This window comes from Sphaerisporangium dianthi, from assembly GCF_042654065.1.
In the GTDB taxonomy this organism is placed as follows: domain Bacteria; phylum Actinomycetota; class Actinomycetes; order Streptosporangiales; family Streptosporangiaceae; genus Sphaerisporangium; species Sphaerisporangium dianthi.
Genome location: NZ_JBHSFP010000022.1, coordinates 1 through 16,681 on the forward strand (window position 1 = coordinate 1; position 16,681 = coordinate 16,681).

The window sequence follows — 16,681 nt, forward strand, 5'->3', positions numbered from 1 at the left end:
CAGTCCAAGAAGACCGGCGGGACCATCACCGCCGGCAACCACTTCGACGCCTGGGCCCGCTACGGCATGAACCTCGGCAGCCACGACTACCAGATCCTGGCCACCGAGGGCTACCAGAGCAGCGGCAGCTCCAACATCACCGTGAACGGTTCCAACCCGTCGCCTTCTCCCTCCCCCTCCCCCTCCCCCTCCCCCTCCCCTTCGCCTTCTCCTTCTCCCTCGGCCTCGCCTTCGCCGTCGCCCAGCGGGGGGAACGGCGCCTGCCGCGTGTCCTACACCAAGAACGAGTGGAACACCGGATTCACCGCTGAGGTCACCGTCGCCAACACCGGAGGCAGCGCGATCAACGGCTGGACGCTGGCCTGGACCTTCTCCAGCGGCCAGAAGGTCACCAGCGCCTGGAACGCGGACGTCAGCCAGAACGGCTCGTCGGTCACCGCCCGCAACGTGTCCTACAACGGCTCGCTGGCCCCCGGCGCCAACGCCTCGTTCGGCTTCCAGGGCACGCACACCGGCAGCAATCCCACCCCTTCGGCCTTCAGCCTCAACGGATCGGCCTGCACCGCCGGCTGACCCGCACGGCCGTGCGACACGGCGCGGCCACGAGAAACGCGGGGAGCGTGCGAACCCTGAGCGCGCTCCCCGCCGGTCCTGCCGCCGGACGTCCTATCGCGGCCGGGCGGCCGGCCGGTCACCAGGGGACGGGGCCGTCGTCATGGAGGTAGGCGCCGGTCGGGCCGTCGGGGCCGAGGGTGGCGAGGTGGACGATGATCGCCGCGCCCTGGGCGGCGGTGCGGGTGATCTTCATGGGGACGCCCTTGATGAGGTCGGTGTCGCAGGCCCCTGGGGCGGCGGCGTTGACCAGGATGCCTTCCGGGCGCAGTTCCTTGGCGTACTGGATGGTCAGCATGTTCAGCGCGGACTTCGAAGCCGGGTACGCGGCCGCCGGCGGCAGGTTCGCCATGGGGAGGTCCGGGTCGGACATCTGTGCCAGCGAGGCCGTCCCGCTGGTGACGTTGACGACGCGGCCGGCCGGCGAACGCCTGAGCAGGGGAAGCATGGCGTTGGTGACGCTGATCACGCCGAAGAGGTTGGTCTCGAACACCTGGCGCACGACGTCCAGGTCCGCCTTGCTGGGCAGGTGGAACAGCCCGCCCGAGATGCCGGCGTTGTTCACCAGCACGTCCAGGCGGCCCGGGCGCTCGGCCACCTGCTCCGCCGCCGCGCTGACCGAAGCTTGATCGGTCACGTCCAGGATGACCGGGTGCACGTCCAGGTCCTCCTTGCGGAGAAGGGCGACCGCCTCCTCACAGCGATGCGGGTCCCGGGCGGCGAGCATCACGGTCATGCCGAGCGAGGCGAGCTGCCGGGCGACCTCGAGTCCGATGCCCTTGTTCCCGCCCGTGACCAGGGCGACCTTGGGGCCACCGTGTCCGGCGCCCGCCGGGGCGCCGGACGCGTCGTTCATTTCGTTCGTGTCGGTCATGGCACCAGCCCACCACCACCGGCGGGCCGCGGGCCAGGATCGGTTCGGTTCCCCGCAATACCCTGAAGGTATGGACATGCTGGAGACGCGCCAGCTCGCGTACTTCGTGGCGGTGGCCGAGGAGTTGCACTTCGGGAGGGCCGCGCAGCGCCTCGGCATGGCACAGCCTCCGCTGTCGCGCGCGATCAGGCAGCTCGAACGCCACCTCGGCGTGACACTGCTCGACCGCGGCGGCCGGGCCGTGACGCTCACCCCGCCCGGGGAGGTGCTGCTCCGCGAGGCGCGCGCGGCGCTCGCGGCCGTCGGGGCGGCCGGGCGCCGCACCCGCCGGGCCGGACGGACGGATCCGCGCCTCGTCCTGGCCATGAAGCCCGGCGGCGACGGCGCCCTGCTGCCCGGCATCCTGGCCGCCTACGCGGCGGCGCCGGGCATGCCCCCGGTCGAGCTGGTGTGCAACTTCAGCGAGCGGGCGGCCATGCTGCGTGACGGCCGCGCCGACGTCGCCCTGCTCCACGGCCCCTACGAGGACTTCTCCGGCCTGGCCGTCGAGGACCTGCTGGTCGAGGATCAGGTCGTCGTGGTGCCGCGATGGCATCGCCTGGCCGGGCACGCGAAGGTCACCATGGCGGACCTCGCGGACGAGACCCTGCCACGGTGGCCCAGGCGGCTGGACGGGCGCAGCGACGACGGGCCGGTGGCGCAGGACGCGGGGCAGCTCATGCAGCTGATCGCGCTGGACCGGCTGATCGCCGTCCTCCCCGAGTCCGTCCGCGGCCACCTGCGCGAGGACCTCACCTGTGTCCCGGTCGTGGACGCGCCCCGCACCACGCTGGTGGTCGCCTGGCCGGAGCACAGCCGCTCCCGCGAGGTCGCCGCGTTCGTCCAGATCGCCACCGCGGTCGCGGCGGAGCGGCGGCCGACGTCCCAGGCGGTCGCCGTCGGAGTCGCTCTCACTGGTCGAGACGGTGGCGGGCCAGAGCGGCCGCGGAGCCGTCGATGAGGGAGCGCAGCCCGTGGTCGAAGGCCCCCTCACCGCACGGGCCGCCGCCCTCGCGGATCGCCGCGAGGAGGGTGACCGGCACATCGTCGGGGAACCCGCCGGACGCCGCCGCGGACTCCTCGGACTGCCGTTGAGGCTGCGGGTCTCGGCCGTCGGGCGCGTGAGGCTGCGGGTCTCGGCGGTCGGATGCCTGAGGCTGCGGGTCTCGGCGGTCGGACTGTTCCTGGAGGACGAACCCGGTGACGTAGTGGCTCAGCGCCGTGATCGTGTGCAGGGCCAGCACCGGGGTGAAGCCCAGGCCGACCATGGCGGACAGCTCCTGTTCGAAGAGGCGGATGGTGCCCGGGTTCAGCGTCCGCGCGGTGGCGACCAGGCGGGCGCCGTCACGGTGGGCCAGCAGCGAGGCGCGGTAGGCGCGGGAGCGGCGGTCGAGCCAGTGCTGCCATGTCTCGCCGTCCCGGGGCGGCCCCATGCCGGCGGCCCGGACGATCTCGTCGGCCATCTCGTCCAGCAGCTCCTGCTTGGTGCGGACGTGCCAGTACAGGGCCGGCGACTGGACGCCGAGCTCGGCGGCGAGCCGGCGCACCGTCAGCCCTTCCAGCCCCACCTCGTCGAGCAGCCGCAGCCCGGTCTCGATCAACGTCTGACGGCTCAGGCCTGGGCGCTTGCTGTTCGTACGCATCGTTGACACCTTAGCAGCGCTAAGCTACCTTAGCGCTGCTAAGTGGAATTGAGCACTGCTAAGGAGCGTCCGCTCCCAGAGCGTCAGGAGACATCGTGCTCATCACAAGATCAGCGGACGGCACCGAGGTCCGGGCCTACGACGAGGGCCGCGGGCCCGCCATCGTGATGCTCGGCGCGGGTCTGGACGACGGCACGCGCTGCGCTAAGGCGGCAGCGTGCCTCGCGCCCCGCTTCCGCGTCCTGCGCCCGCACCGCCGCCAGTACCGGCTCGACCTCAAGCCGGACCCCCGGCTCGGCGGCGCCCCCTGCACGATCGCCGAGGAGGTCGAGGACGCCCTGGCGGTCGTGCGAGCGGTCGGCGCGCCCGCCGTCCTTTTCGGCCATTCCGACGGCGGCGTGGTCGCCCTCGAAGCCCTGGCCGCCTCTCCGGCCTCGTTCGCCGGTGCGGTGATCTTCGAACCCGCCGCCGTGATCGGCCCGCCGTTGAGCGGCGCGGACGGGCACATCCTCACGCAGGCCCGGGCCGCCCTCGCGGCGGGCCGGCCCGGCAAGGCCATGGCCGTCTTCCTGCGCGGCACCGTCGGGTTGCCGGGCTGGCAGGCGACTCTCGCCGGCCTGGCCATCGGAGTGGCACCGAAGTACCGCAGGCTCGTCCCGGCCCAGATCGACTCCCTGGAAGCGCTGGACCGGCTCGGGGTGCGCCTCGACGTGTACGCGACGATCCAGACGCCGGCCGTCCTGCTCAACGGTGACCGCAGCCCCGCGCACCTCGTCGAGCGGCTCGACGCCATCGAGCGCGTGATGCCGCACACCGAGCGGGTCGTGATGCGCGGACGCGACCACGGCGCCGACCTGAAACACCCTGAAGAGGTCGCCCAGATCATCGAGAACCTCGCCGACAAGGTCCTGCACCACTCCGGCTGACCGCCGACCGCCAACGCGATCGATCCTCATGTACCCGATCTTCATGTGGCCGCCGTCTCCGCGTGCCCCGATCCGAAAGATCGCGACGAGGTCCGGCCGGGGCGGTCATCCCCCCCGGTGGTCGCCGCTCGCGCCGGCGCGCGAGGTCAGCTCCTCCTTCCGGCGCATCAGGGCCGATCTCGCGCGGCGGGCGGCGCGCAGATTGACGGCGGCCAGCGCTCCAAGGGCGAGCACGGCGACGAACATCGACGGCTCGGCCCTGTGCCGCAGGGTGGTGATGACCAGCGCGCCGACGGTCATCGTCACCCACGCGCCCAGCCCGATCCAGCCGGCCACGACGCGGTCCCTGGCGAACAGCGGCAGCCTGCGGGTCACCGCCCAGGCGCCGAACGCCGCCCAGCAGAGCCCGATCGCCATCAGGACGGCGAAGGCGACCTTCGTCCGAGGCGGCAGCCCGGGCTCTGTCGCCCAGAGCGAGCCGACCAAGACGCTGCCCGCGAGTCCCGCGCAGGCCAGCGTCACGTATCCGACCCGGCGCCGCAGCGACAACGGCGCGTCGAGCCGCTTGAGCACGTCCTCCGGCGTCATGCTTCGTACCCCTTCCGCACCAGTTCTTCCTGCAACGACCTCCGCGCCCGGTGGAGCCGGGACTTGACGGTGCCGACCGGGACGCCGCAGATCTGCGCGCACGCGTCCAGCGGCAGATCCTCCAGGTAGAACAGCAGGAGCACCTCCCGCTCCCGTACCGGAAGCGCCGCCAGCGCCCCGCCGAGCGTCTCCCGGTCCACGACGTCCTCCGCCTCGTCCGGGCCCGGCAGGTCGTCCATCGGCTCGGGCTCGGGCTGTGCGTACGCGTCCCGCAGCCGGTTCGTCACGGCACGGCGGGCGATGGTGAACAGCCACGGCGCGAACCGGTCGGGACTGCGGAGTCCCGGCAGCCCTTTGAACACCGCCAGCCAGATTTCCTGCGCCACGTCGTCGTCGGGGCCCGCGAGCATCCGCCGGACGTACCGCTCGATCGCACCGTGCCAGGCCCGTACCAGCTCCGCGAACGCCTCGCGCTCGCCCAGCTGGCAACGGACGACCAGCAACTCGTCACTCATCCGCCCTCCTTCGCCTGTTCAGTCGGCACTCGTGCCGCGAAGGTTCATTTCTTGACGAAGGAGCACTTTGACCGGGTCTTGTCGGCAGATGACCATGACCGGTGTCCGCGAGGGGAAGGTCTGGAGTGTCCGACGAATCAGTCGGAAGCCACAGCAACGGGGGGAACCATGGCGGTTACCGCAGAAATGTCGAAGCTACTCGACAAGGAGTACGAGAGTAAGAGCCTCGCGGAACTGGTCAAAGCCCCCGTATCCGCCCTGGCGGGAGTCACCGACAACGACGCCCACCTGCTGCAGGAAGCCTTCCACATCAGGACGGTCGGCGATCTGGGGCGCAACAAGTTCTTCCGCGCCGCCACCGCGCTCGTCGACCTGGCCGACAGCATGAAGTAGGCCGCGCGATCCGTGCGAGGTAGGGCCGGCGGCGCAGCACGTACGCGGCCGGCCTTACCTGTTCACACGTATGACACGAGACTGCTCACACGTGCGACACGGGCGGGCTCACCACGCGGGCCACCGCCCCCGCGTGCTCGTGCCCGCGGCGCTGTCTCCGGCGGACACGGCCGCCAGCGCGCCGCCCACCGTCACCTGGGGCGGCCTGACCGCCGGCTCAGCCGGTCTTCACGGAGATCCCGAAGTCTCGCCAGGCGGTCGCGAAGTCCTGGTAGTACAAGGTCGAGCCGTCGTGGGCCGTGACGGTTCCCTTCGCCATGACGTTGCTATCTCCGCTCAGGGAGAAGACCGGGCCGCCGCTGTCGCCCGCCTGGCTCGGCAACCCGCCGTCGGTGCGGCGGGCGACGATCAGGTCGGACCAGAACTCGGTGTTGTCGTACCCGTCGCGGTACCAACCGCCGTAGGCGAAGTTGCTCGTGTTCTGGATGCCGCAGACGGCGCCGCTCGTGGAGCCCGACTGGCAGACCCACTCGTTGGCGTAGACCCAGTCCCAGCCGACGACGCCCTTGGTGAAGGTGCCGGTGGAGTCACCGTCCCAGATCCGCCCGGCCGAGCTCGCGGTGACGAGGAGGATGTCGTGGCCGGGGTTCTCCTGGGCGCCGGTTCCGATCCACAGGCCGGGGCCGGTGTGCCAGCCGCCGCCGGTCCGGCCGCAGTGCCCGGCCGTCAGCAGGTAACTCTGGCCGCCGCCGTCGGTGACGGCCCAGCCGGCGGTGCACCGGCCGCCGTTGTCGTCGTTGTACATCGCGCCGCCGCCGTAGTAGGGGGCGTAGTCGTTGTAGCGGCCGTCGGCCTGGGGGACTCCCCCCTCGACGTAGCTCACCGGAACGCCGCCGACGCTCGTCTTGCGAGAGGCGAGCGACTTCGCCGAGCCCTTGACGGTCAGGACGAGCCCGTCTCCGGTGAGCGAGCCCGCCACCTGACTGATCGGCCCCTGCGGGTTCTCCTTCAGGTCGGCCAGCAGGCCGGACGCGGCCTTCTTGAGTTCGGCCTGGGAGTGGCTCGCGGCTTTGACGTCGACCGTCGCGACGCCGCGCGCCTTGCCCAGGGCGTCCTTCACGGACGCGGGGAGCCTGCCCTTCCACCACAGCTCCACCGACTTCTGCCGCAGGACGATACCCGCGAACCCGCTCGCGCCTCCCCCGCGCTCGACCGCCCAGGAGATCTTCGACGCCGCTTCCTTCAACGGGACCTGATCGAGCATCCTCTGCCGGATGTCCGCCGGGACGTAGCCGAACGGGACCGCCTCGACGGCGTTCTTGTCACCACCCTGCGCCGGGTCGGCCTGCGCGGAGGCCTGACCGAGCGCGGTCATTCCCAGCACCATCGCGCTCATGACTCCGACGAACCGTGCCGCCGGCCTGCGCCTGCTGCCTGACTTGCTGCGATGCTTCGTCATTTTCCGGCCACTTTCCTTGGTCGTGGAGACGACAATGGGCGGACCGTCATGAGGCCCATCTCGCCTTCGGGGGGGTTCCGGTCCGCGGAGCGCGGTCATCGGATGGCTCATCTCACCGGCCGCGCCGGAGACTCCGCCATCGCCACCGAACAACCGAACGATTTCGGCACCCGAGGACCGGTCCGTGCCGGCTCACGGGGCGGTGATCACACTCGTCTCATGACGCTCACGGCGTCAGCGCACGGCGCAGTTCCACGAGGGAGCCGACGCGAAGGACGTCGTGTGCCTCGCCCAGGAGCGTTCTGACCGTTTCCAGGTCGAGGATCATGCTGTAGGCGATCTCGGATTCGGAGTGCCCGTCCGCGGCGAGCCGGGCGATGCGTTGCCGGCACGGATCCAGAGCGTCCATCCGCCGGCGCTGGGGGCGAGGAGCGGACGCGAGCCGTCGCGCGATGGCGTCACCGAGCGACAGGGCGCCGCACTCGTCGGCCGACGTCAGCGCCTCGGACAGCGGGACGCGGGCGTCGTGGCCGCTCCGGGTCAGGGCCGTGCCGAGTTCGGCGAGAGCGTGGGCCCGCTCCAGGCGGTGCGGCGTGGGGCGCAGGATTCGGACGGCCTCCTCAAGCGGTTCCACGGCCGACTCCGGCCGCAGCACGGCGAGGGCGCGCAGGGCCCGGGCACGCGCCAGCGGGCTCCCGAACCGCTCCGCCCGCCGCATGCCGACGGCCACGACCTCGCGGGCCTCGTCCGGCGCGGAGAGCCGCAATGCCAGGCCCAGGTCGAAACGCCACATGCACACCGACGGGTTGAGCAGGCACGCGTGTTCGAGCCACTGCCCGACCCGGCGCAAGGTGGCGACGGCAGCGGCGGTCTGACCGCGCGCGAGCTGGAGGGCGCCGCGGACGGCGTCCGGTATCGGCAACACCAGCGCGTCGGCCGTGGACGCGCCGTACCGGCGGTCGCGGCACACCGCCTCGGCACGATCGACGTCGCCGCGCGCGAGCAGTGCCTCGATCAGCGTGCCGGTGGCGAACTGCTCGGCGGGCGTTCCAGGGCCGGTGCGGTCGGCCAGGCGCAGGGCGATCTCCGCGTCGGCGACCGCGTCGGCGATCCTGCCTTCCCGCAGAGCCACGTTGCCCGTGTGGACGCGGGCGAACGTGAGGTGGGTGCCGCGCCAGCCGTTACGGTCGAACTCGTCCACAGCCTGGCGGAACAGGCGGCCGGCCATCGACAGGTCGTCGGAGAACATGTGGACGAACCCGGTCACGGTGCCCACCTCCATGCCCTGGTCGAGGTCGGCGAACGACACGCCGTCCCGGATCACGGGCCGGATGGCCTCCGCCGCGGCGGCGCCGGGCTCACCGCGCAGCACCAGGCTCCACGCGTGCAGGGCGATCATCAGACGCTCGACATGCGTGACGCCCGGCAGCGGCGGGACGGCCCGGTCGAGCAGCAGCATGCGGTCGGGCCGGTGCGGGTCGTCGGCCCACCAGGTCGCCCACAACAGCTGCTCGGCCCGCAGGCGGTCGCGCAGGCCGTCGTCCCGGCAACCGTCCAGCGCTCGATCGAGGGATCGGACGGCGTCGCCGAGCCGGTTGGCGTAGCCGTACGCCTTGGCGAGCGCGATCGCCGCCTCGACGCCCTGGGCATCGTCGGGGGCCTGCTCGCAGGCGGCGAGCAGTTCGGGGATGGCCGTGGCCACCTCGCCCAGCACCAACGCCTGCCCGTGACGCATTCGCACCTGGCAACGGCGTTCGGGCGGGGGCGGCTCGGCGACCGCACGCCCCAGGTAGCGGGCCGCCGTGCCCGCCAGGCCGGAGCTCATCGCCGCGGCGGCCGCGGCGGCCAGCCGGTCGACCACCCAGGGGTCGCCCGCGGTGGTGACCCGCAGCAGGTGGGCGGCCACCGCCTGCAGGTCGGCCCCGCTCTGGTGCAGCAGCCGTGCCGCCGCGAGATGGAGGTCGCTGCGCCGCGAGGGGTCGATGGCGTCGTAGACCGCGCTTCGGATGATCGGGTGCCGGAAGTCCAGACTGGCCTGGTCGGCCAGGATCGCGGCCCTGCAGAGCAGGTCGTACTCGCGCCTGCCCTCCTCGGACGTCAGTCCGGCGAGGTCGATGGCCTGGTCGAGCGGGATGCCGGGGCCGAGCACGGCGATCGTCCGGGCCAGCCGCTCCGCCGGCGGCCCGAGCATGCTCAGCCGCTCGTTGAGGTGCACCACGACCTGCCGAGGCGTGAGGCGGACGACGCTCGCGGCGGAGCCGGCCGTCGGCGTGAGCCGGCGCTCACGGGCCAGATCGAGCATCCACCGCAGGTAGAACGGGTTGCCGCCACTGTGCCGGTGGAAGGCCGAGCAGAACGTCTCGTCGGGCGGGACACCCGGGCGACCGAGGCTGCGGCCGACGATGGCGCGCACGGCGTCCCCGCTCAGCGGCCGGGGCCGGATGACCGAGGTCGCGCGCAGGGTGACGCGGGTGAGCGCGGGTGGCGGCGTGGGCTCGTCCGGCCGGCAGGCGAGCAACAGCACGACAGGCAGCCCGGCCAGCCTGTGGCTGAGGAACTCCAGCCAGTTCAGCGACTCCTCGTCCAGCCAGTGCGCGTCGTCGACGGCCAGCATTAGCGCGCCGTCCCCTCTGGCGGGGTCGGTGGCGTTGACCAGCAGCCAGTACAGCGCCTCGGTCAGGCCGATCTCGGAGCCTCGCCGGGTATGCGGCAGGCCGAGCGGCACCCGCGCGAACGCGGCGGCGCCGGCGAACAGGCGCTGCCTGTCCTGGCCGCTGTGACCGGCCACCCAGCGGCCCAGCAGCGTCCGGACGCCGCAGAAGGCCATCGTCTGATCGAGTGGGTTGCCGCGCACCACCAGGGGCGTGATCCCGCGCACGGCGCTTTCCGCGCACACCCGCGCCAGCAGTTCCGACTTGCCGATCCCCGCGGGGCCCTCGACCACGATCGTGGCCCCCGCCCTTCCGCGGACGCCGTCGAGAATCGACGAACAGGAATTCAGATCGTCGTCGCGTTCGAAGATGCCATTGTCGGCGGCGGTGTGACCGGGCAGGCGCAGCGCCTGCAGAACATGCCGCTCATCGAGCGCGACCCTTCCCGCGGCGCGGGCACAGGCCACGCAACCGGCGATGACCTTCGCGACGAATTCGTCCCGCAGCCGCCGCTTGCCGCCCATCGCCTCGGAGAAGGTGGCCGCCGCGACCCCGCTGCGACGGGCGAGCGTCGCGTCGGTGGGTGCGCCCACGACCCGCTGTAAGGTGCGCAACTGCCGTCGAAGATGGTCGTCGGAGTCCGGATGAGCCATTCCGCTCCTCACGTTCCTTGAACGCGCCGCCCGGGACAGGCTACAACGACCAAACGCCCTGCAAAGAGGTGTTTTTTCGCAATCGGCATGACCAGAGGCGGCATTTCAGCGATGTCGCATTGTGCCGGACCGTTTTATGTAATCCGTTCGCAGCGGAACGCGTCCTATCTACCGAGCGAGAGGAACACGGGAGCCACGGTCCTTCAGGGGGCCGGATGACAGGGGTGGGGCTGTGCGATTCGATCTCGACCGACTTTCCGCATGCGGCGGCGGCGACCAAAGACAGGGGCGCGGATGACGGGGTCCGCCGGGGACCGGCGCGCACTGGTCCGTGCCGTCGTGGCGGAGTTCGCGCCCGAGGAGCTTCCCGAGTTCGACCTGATGACCGACGCCTACTTCGCCGCTCCCGGCGCCGCGCGGCGAGCGAGGCGGCCCAGGGACGAGGCCGGCGCCCTCGGCGTCGATCTCGGCGATCCGACGCTCACCAACCTGCTGTGGAACGTGATCGGCGGGTTGACGGCGGAAGGCCTGCTCATCGGCGTCCGCAACGGGCGCTCCTGGTGGAGGCGGCGGCGGAAGAAGCCCGCTGCGGGTCCCGACGACCCGCTGCCCGATCTCCCGCCGGAGCATGCGGCCCTGGTCCACGCGCGGATGGCGGACGCGCTCAAGCGGGCGCACTTCCCGCACCCGGACCTGGCGGCCGACCGCACGGTGGACCGCTGGGCCCGGCGCGACTGGACCCCGCCCGCATGACCGCCCTCGCGGGAGGCTCGGTGGGGGCGGACCGACCGGTGGAGGCGGGCCGGGCGGTCAACCCGTTCCTGCTACCGGCGGCGACCGCCTCCCGTTTCATCCTGCTGATCACGATCACGCTGTCCGCGGCGGGATCCTCCTTCGACCTCGTCGCGGGCGGCTCCTCCTCGTGGCGGACGGCCTACGCGAGGTGTGACGGCGCGGCCGACGCGGCCGCCGCGCGGGCCCACGCCGACGCCCTCGTCCAGGGGTACCTGTCCTGTCTCAACGAGCTCGGGGTGCGGCGGGCGATGGCCGGGTTCGGCGCGATGGCACTGACGGCCCTGGTCATCGCGGCCGTCCACGTCCTGCGGCCACGGATCACCATCAGACGGCAGCACCTGGTGCCCGCCGACCCGCGGACGCACGCCGACCTGTACGAGACCGTGCGGAGGCTGGCCGGGCGCGAAGGGCTGCGGCGGGTGCCGCGGATCCTGCTGGACACCAACCGGCGGGCTCCCGGTGGCCGCGCCTTCGGGCATTACCCCCGCTACTACCTGAGGCTCAACATCGGAACGCTCCATCGCGGCAGGGAGCGGGGCGGCGAGGGGGTGGTCGAGGCGGTCGTCCTGCACGAGTTGGCCCACCTGCGCAACCGGGACGTCGACCTCACCGGCCTGACCCAGGCCGCCGTGTGGGTGTTCGCCGGGCTGGTCGGCGTGCCCGTCGTGGTCTACACGGCGCTGCGCACCCCGGCGAACCTCCTCGACGTCGGGACGCGCACGCTGGCGGCGAGCGTGCTCGTGGCCGTGCTGGCCGCCGCCGTCCTCCGCTCGCGGGAGCATTACGCGGACGTGCGGGCGGCCGTCGCGGGCGGCCGGCTGCCGGACCTGGGGTCGCCGCCACTCCCCTGGCTGCGCGCACTGCTGCCGCTGCATCCTCACGACGACCGCAGGATGCGCGTGGTCCGCGATCCGGGGCTGCTGATGCGATGGGTCCCCGGCGAAGCGCTGGGCGCCGGCATCGCCGCCGCACTGGGCACGACACATCTGGGCGTCGTGCTGCGCCTGCTCCTCCCCGCCTCCGATCGTCCCGCCTTCGTGGTCTCCTCGCTCGTGTACGCGATCCCGGCGATGGCGATCGTCCTGGCCGGGGCGTACCGATCGACCTTGCTCGCGCTCGCCGCCGGGCGGCGGGCTCCGCGCGGAACCGCTGCCGGAGCCGGGCTCGCGACGGGAATCGTGCTCGGCCTGATCGCCTCACCGGCTCGCAACACCGGGTCGTGGATGGCGGAGATGGGGGACTCTCCGGTCATCGCCGCCGTCATGGCGCTGGTCCTGTTATCGCTGTGCCTGATCCTGTGCCGGTGGCTGACGACGGTGGCGACCGCCTGGCTGCCGGCCGCCCGCGGTCGCACCCTGCTCCCGTCCTACCTGGGCGCGCTCGCACCGGCCGCCCTTCTGCTCGGCGTCGGCATGCACGCCTGGTCCGAGGCCGCGATGGTCGCACTGCACGCCGGGAACATCGCTCTCGGGGTCTACGTCCTGTTCGCGGCGCCCTTCGACGCGGCGCTGCTGACGGTTCTGCTGGTGGCGGCGCTCTACCCTCTGGCCTCATGGTTCCGGCAACAATGGCCCGGTCGCGGCCGTGAGGTGCATCTGGACGCGCCCTCCCCCGTCATGCTGCCGCCGGTGCGGGTACGGCCATTACTCGCCCTCGCTCCCGCCGCACTGTTCCTGGTCTTGGGCGTGGCGGGCGAGATCCTGACGCCGGACGGCATACTCATCACGCTCCTCCACGCGCTCGGCGTGCGCCCGGCCGGCGATCCGCTCAACGTCCTGCTGGCGCAGACCGCCACACTGGTCCTGATCTTCGTGGTGCTCCAGCTTCTCGCCGGGACGGCCGTGGCCGCGATCGCGGACGGCGGCCGAGCGGGCCTCGGCCCCTCGCACGCGGTGCTGGCGGCGGTCACCACCGGCGCCGTCGCCACCGCGCTTCTCTTCGGGCGTCCCCTGACCGCCTTCTGCCTGTACGACCCCGCGTGGTGCGATGTCAGGATGCTGAGGGACGGCATCGGGAATCTGCTTCTGGCGATACTCGCGGTGGGACTCCTGGTCACCCTGGCCGGGGCCGGGCTCGTCGGTGGCATTCGCGCCCTGGCCGACCTGACACGGAAACGATCAGGTTCGCGCCGTCACGACGTCCGGCCTGGAAGCCTCTGGGTACGCGGACCCCTGGCGCTGGTCACCACCGTGGCCATCGCGGCATGGTTCGCGGTGATGGCACCGGTCTGGGCGGTGACCTGGGGATACGCGAGCCCGGCGAGACCGCCGTCCCGCCAGGCGAGCAGCGCCTCGGCCGTGCCTCCCCCCGGCCCGCCCGGAAGCGGCACGGCCCGCGACGCCTGCGCGCAGGCCCACCTCGCCGGCATGACACCCCCGCTGGGCGACAACTTTCACGTCGCATGGGCCACGGCGTTCGCACGCCTCGCGGAAAGCGACCGGCCGTTCCTCGTCACCATAGGCAGGGCGGATTATGCGCTCGCTCGCGACGCTCGGTTCACCTTCCGGAATTCCATGGCCGCCGTCGACCTGTACTGCGGAAGCGCCGTTCGCTGAACCGCACAGGAACGGTCCATGTGCGAGGTTCGCCGCAGGGTGCGAGCATCGTCGGACGACGTGGAAGGTGGAATGACGTGAGCGAGATCGCGGTTCGGCCGAACGAGACGACGGTGCCGTTGATGCCGTGCGCGTCGGTGGAGGAGACCTTGGCGTTCTACGATTCGCTGGGGTTCGAGGTGGCCTACAAGCAGAGCAAACCCTATGTCTATCTGGCGCTGCGATGGAGCGGGTTCCAACTGCACTTCGGTCCGGCGCCCAAAGAGCTGGATCCGGCCCGCGGGGAGTCCGGAGCATGCCTGGTCCTGGTCGACGCCGTGGCGCCGTATCACGCGGCGTTCGTCGCGGCGATGCGCCGGGTCCACGGCAAGGTGCTGAGTTCCGGCGTGCCGCGGATCACCCGCTACCGGCCAGGCGCGTCCCGGTTCACGCTGATCGATCCGTCCGGTAACTCGATCGTCTTCATCCAGCGTGACGAGCCGGCCGAAGTGGAGTACGGCGGCTCGAAGAAGCTGACAGGCCTGGCCAGGGCGCTCGACAACGCCCGGATTCTGCGCGAGTTCAAGAATGACGACCTGCAGGCCTTCCGCGCGCTCAAATCCGCGGTGCGCAAGCATGGCGCGGACGCCCCGGTGGTCGAGCGGGCCATCGCCCTGTGCCACCTCATCGATCTGGCCACGGTCCTCGGCGAGCCCACCGATCCGTGGACCGCCGATTTGCGTGGCCTGAACCTCACCTCCGGCGACAGGCAGCGCATCGAGTCGGAACTCGGGCATCTGCCTGGACTTCAGGAGTGGCTTCCCTGAAGACCCCGAGCTTGTGCAGCCGACCCGGCACCATGAACCACACCGTGCTGTCCATGGCGCCCTTCAACCACTCCGGCCGAGTACTTGCGGCGGCGTCGACAGGCGGTCGGTCACCACTCGCAGGGGCGGCGACGGCGCCCTGGGGCGCCGTAGATCAGCTGGGCGAAGACGCCGCAGGGAGGCCGGGAGCCGAATGCCCGAGTTCCAGATCCGCGACAGGGGTCACCCATGATGGCGCCCATGGCCTGGTACCGGCCATGGGCGCCATCATGGGTGATCAGACGGGTTCGGTTCAGCCAGACGTTCCCGACGGGCTCGGCCGGGAGAAGGACGGGGCCGCGACCGGGCCGGCCCAGGGGAACCGGTCCGTCGGCCACGCCTCGGACTGCCGCTTGACCTTGGTCTCGACTCTGCCGCCCACGGGACAGCGGAAGCCGTTCGGGGGCACGACCAGTGAGATCAGGTAGTCGTCGACGGGCACCGTGCTGCACTCGTCCTTGCCGTAGATGCGGTGGCCCCAGCCCTCATAGGTGAGCAGCCCCGCCTTGGGACCGAGCTGGCGCGCCACGTTGGCCGTCCACGCGTACGGCGTGGAGGGATCGTGGATCGAGGTGCCCAGTAGCAGCGGAGCGCTTCCCGTGTAGCGCAGACGGTGCTGCGGGTTGGTGGTGGGGTGGCCGAGGCAGATGGGCAGGTCCTCGATCGGCATCGGGTTCAAGCGCATGTCGGGAGCGACGCGGGCGGAACTCCGCAGCAGCGCCGCGTACTCCTTGTAGTCGCGCACCCGAAGGTCGTAGTCCTCGCAGAGGATCGCGGTCGGGAGCTGGGCGACGTCCCCGGTCACGGGCTGCCGTCCGGGCAGCGGAGGCATCCACGGCGGCACCGGCCCGCCGTCCAGGGCGAGCAGCACCTCGCTCAGCATCTGCCAGGCGGGCCCTTCGGTTCCCAGCACTCCCTGCCAGAGCACCTGCACCTCGGTCATCGGGCGATCCGTGACGCCCGGGTAGTACAACCGGCCGCTGCGCGCCTTGGCCAGCAGCCTCTCCCACAGCGCCCGGACGTCTTGCCCGTGCAGGGCGCAGCCGGACTCGTGCTCACACCAGGCGACGAACTCGTCGAAGGAGTCCTCCACGCCGGCCGCCTCGGTGTCGAGAAACGCCTTGACGTCGAGGCTGTGGTCCATGTTGCTGTCCAGGGCCAGAGCCCGGATCCGGTGCGGGAACAGCTCTGCGTACATCTGCCCGATCAGCGTGCCGTAGGAGACTCCGTAGTAGGTGAGCTTCTCCTCGCCGAGCGCGGCGCGGATCGCGTCCATATCGCGCGCGACGTTGACCGAGTCGACATGGTCGTACAGCGGACCGGTGCGGGCCCGGCAGTCCTGGCGCAGCCTCTTGGCGTAGGCCGTCCACCTGTCGAAGTCGGCCTGGCTGGTCATGACCGCGTACGGCATCTGGTTGTACACCGACGCCGAGCAGATGACCGGGTGGCTGCGGCCCACGCCCCGAGGGTCGAAGCCCACGAGGTCGAACCGCCGCTGGATCTCCTCGGTGAAGAAGCCGGGAGCACTGTAGGCGAATTCGACGCCTGATCCGCCTGGACCGCCCGGGTTTATCAGCATCGATCCGACTCGGGCGCCGGGGTCGGTGGCCTTGCGGCGGGCGAGGGCGAGGTCGATGGTGGGCCCGTACGGCCGGGACCAGTCGATGGGGACGGCCAGCGTCCCGCACTCGGCCTCCAGCTCCTCTTCGCAGGGTGCCCAGGCTATGCGACCCTTCGCGACGGTCGCCGCGGCTCGGTCCGGGGATACCGCGCCTGAGGCGGGGAAGACGGGTAACAGCGTCACCACCGCTATCAAGACGGCGGCGAGAAGGGGGTATTTCTGTCGCACGTTGCTCCGATCGTCGTCGGCCGGCCCGCACGGCGCGCGGCCGACTCTGATCAACCCCGTCGAGTGCCCCGACGCCGGCGGTGACAGGAAGCGCGGTCACCGTAGGTGAGATCCGGCGCAATCCATCCAGCCGAGCTACAAATTCGTGTTGTACGTCCTATCACGGAATATCCGGACAGACTGAAGAAATACTCCAAGATCCGGCCGGCATCCGTAGCAACTCATCGCGTGAGCTCGGGTTACCAGAGGCGGGCGCCATCAACGAACTGGGCAGGGGTGCGGGA

At 71.5% G+C, this 16,681-nt stretch carries 14 protein-coding genes; 7 read left to right on the forward strand and 7 right to left on the reverse strand.

The genetic code is table 11. The features are described from left to right. On the forward strand, positions 1–573 hold a 573-nt coding region (locus tag ACFO60_RS26515), incomplete at its 5' end, for a cellulose binding domain-containing protein (RefSeq protein WP_380844780.1). A 118-nt stretch (positions 574–691) separates the two neighbouring features. Here ACFO60_RS26515 and ACFO60_RS26520 read toward each other — a convergent pair. Continuing rightward, on the reverse strand, positions 692–1,486 hold the full coding sequence (locus ACFO60_RS26520) for an SDR family oxidoreductase (protein WP_380844783.1): 795 nt from the start codon (positions 1,484–1,486) through the stop codon (positions 692–694). A gap of 70 nt (positions 1,487–1,556) precedes the next feature. Here ACFO60_RS26520 and ACFO60_RS26525 point away from each other — a divergent pair, with 70 nt between their 5' ends. Then, positions 1,557–2,486 carry a LysR family transcriptional regulator gene (locus ACFO60_RS26525; RefSeq protein ID WP_380844785.1) on the forward strand — a complete coding sequence of 310 codons (930 nt, stop codon included), beginning with the start codon at positions 1,557–1,559 and terminating at the stop codon, positions 2,484–2,486. Here the strand turns inward: ACFO60_RS26525 and ACFO60_RS26530 are convergent. Continuing rightward, on the reverse strand, positions 2,437–3,168 hold the full coding sequence (locus tag ACFO60_RS26530) for a TetR/AcrR family transcriptional regulator C-terminal domain-containing protein (protein ID WP_380844788.1): 732 nt from the start codon (positions 3,166–3,168) through the stop codon (positions 2,437–2,439). The two genes, ACFO60_RS26525 and ACFO60_RS26530, sit on opposite strands and share 50 nt — an antisense overlap. A gap of 95 nt (positions 3,169–3,263) precedes the next feature. On the opposite strand from ACFO60_RS26530, the gene ACFO60_RS26535 reads away from it, so the two are divergent. Next, positions 3,264–4,094 (forward strand): alpha/beta fold hydrolase, encoded by an 831-nt coding sequence (locus ACFO60_RS26535; RefSeq protein ID WP_380844791.1) that lies wholly within the window; start codon positions 3,264–3,266, stop codon positions 4,092–4,094. A 105-nt stretch (positions 4,095–4,199) separates the two neighbouring features. On the opposite strand, the gene ACFO60_RS26540 is transcribed toward ACFO60_RS26535, so the two are convergent. Both ACFO60_RS26540 and ACFO60_RS26545 read right to left on the reverse strand, forming a co-directional pair. After that, positions 4,200–4,682 carry a hypothetical protein gene (locus ACFO60_RS26540; RefSeq protein ID WP_380844794.1) on the reverse strand — a complete coding sequence of 161 codons (483 nt, stop codon included), beginning with the start codon at positions 4,680–4,682 and terminating at the stop codon, positions 4,200–4,202. Continuing rightward, the gene (locus tag ACFO60_RS26545; protein ID WP_380844797.1) at positions 4,679–5,197 is read right to left on the reverse strand and encodes an RNA polymerase sigma factor; all 519 of its coding nucleotides are present in this window, start codon (positions 5,195–5,197) and stop codon (positions 4,679–4,681) included. The genes ACFO60_RS26540 and ACFO60_RS26545 overlap by 4 nt, the downstream gene beginning before the upstream one ends. Positions 5,198–5,383: 186 nt before the next feature. Here ACFO60_RS26545 and ACFO60_RS26550 point away from each other — a divergent pair, with 186 nt between their 5' ends. Then, positions 5,384–5,590, forward strand: a complete 207-nt coding sequence (locus ACFO60_RS26550; RefSeq protein ID WP_380844800.1) for a hypothetical protein — start codon at positions 5,384–5,386, stop codon at positions 5,588–5,590. A 217-nt stretch (positions 5,591–5,807) separates the two neighbouring features. Here the strand turns inward: ACFO60_RS26550 and ACFO60_RS26555 are convergent, their stop codons facing one another. Together ACFO60_RS26555 and ACFO60_RS26560 are read right to left on the reverse strand one after the other, a co-directional pair. Next, positions 5,808–7,049 carry a S1 family peptidase gene (locus ACFO60_RS26555; RefSeq protein WP_380844803.1) on the reverse strand — a complete coding sequence of 414 codons (1,242 nt, stop codon included), beginning with the start codon at positions 7,047–7,049 and terminating at the stop codon, positions 5,808–5,810. 226 nt (positions 7,050–7,275) lie between these two features. Next, the gene (locus ACFO60_RS26560; RefSeq protein WP_380844806.1) at positions 7,276–10,353 is read right to left on the reverse strand and encodes an ATP-binding protein; all 3,078 of its coding nucleotides are present in this window, start codon (positions 10,351–10,353) and stop codon (positions 7,276–7,278) included. Positions 10,354–10,647: 294 nt separating this feature from the next. On the opposite strand from ACFO60_RS26560, the gene ACFO60_RS26565 reads away from it, so the two are divergent. The 3 genes from ACFO60_RS26565 to ACFO60_RS26575 all read left to right on the forward strand — a co-directional run bounded on the left by ACFO60_RS26565 (position 10,648) and on the right by ACFO60_RS26575 (position 14,509). Further along, the gene (locus ACFO60_RS26565; RefSeq protein WP_380844809.1) at positions 10,648–11,106 is read left to right on the forward strand and encodes a hypothetical protein; all 459 of its coding nucleotides are present in this window, start codon (positions 10,648–10,650) and stop codon (positions 11,104–11,106) included. Then, positions 11,103–13,703: a M48 family metallopeptidase gene (locus ACFO60_RS26570; RefSeq protein ID WP_380844812.1), complete on the forward strand. Its 2,601-nt coding sequence runs from the start codon at positions 11,103–11,105 to the stop codon at positions 13,701–13,703. Before ACFO60_RS26565 ends, ACFO60_RS26570 begins: the two co-directional genes overlap by 4 nt. Positions 13,704–13,780: 77 nt before the next feature. Next, entirely contained in the window at positions 13,781–14,509 is a 729-nt protein-coding gene (locus ACFO60_RS26575) for a VOC family protein (protein ID WP_380844815.1), read from the forward strand. A gap of 292 nt (positions 14,510–14,801) precedes the next feature. Here ACFO60_RS26575 and ACFO60_RS26580 read toward each other — a convergent pair whose 3' ends face one another. Beyond that, positions 14,802–16,352, reverse strand: a complete 1,551-nt coding sequence (locus ACFO60_RS26580; protein WP_380844818.1) for an alpha/beta fold hydrolase — start codon at positions 16,350–16,352, stop codon at positions 14,802–14,804. Positions 16,353–16,681: the final 329 nt, after the last annotated feature.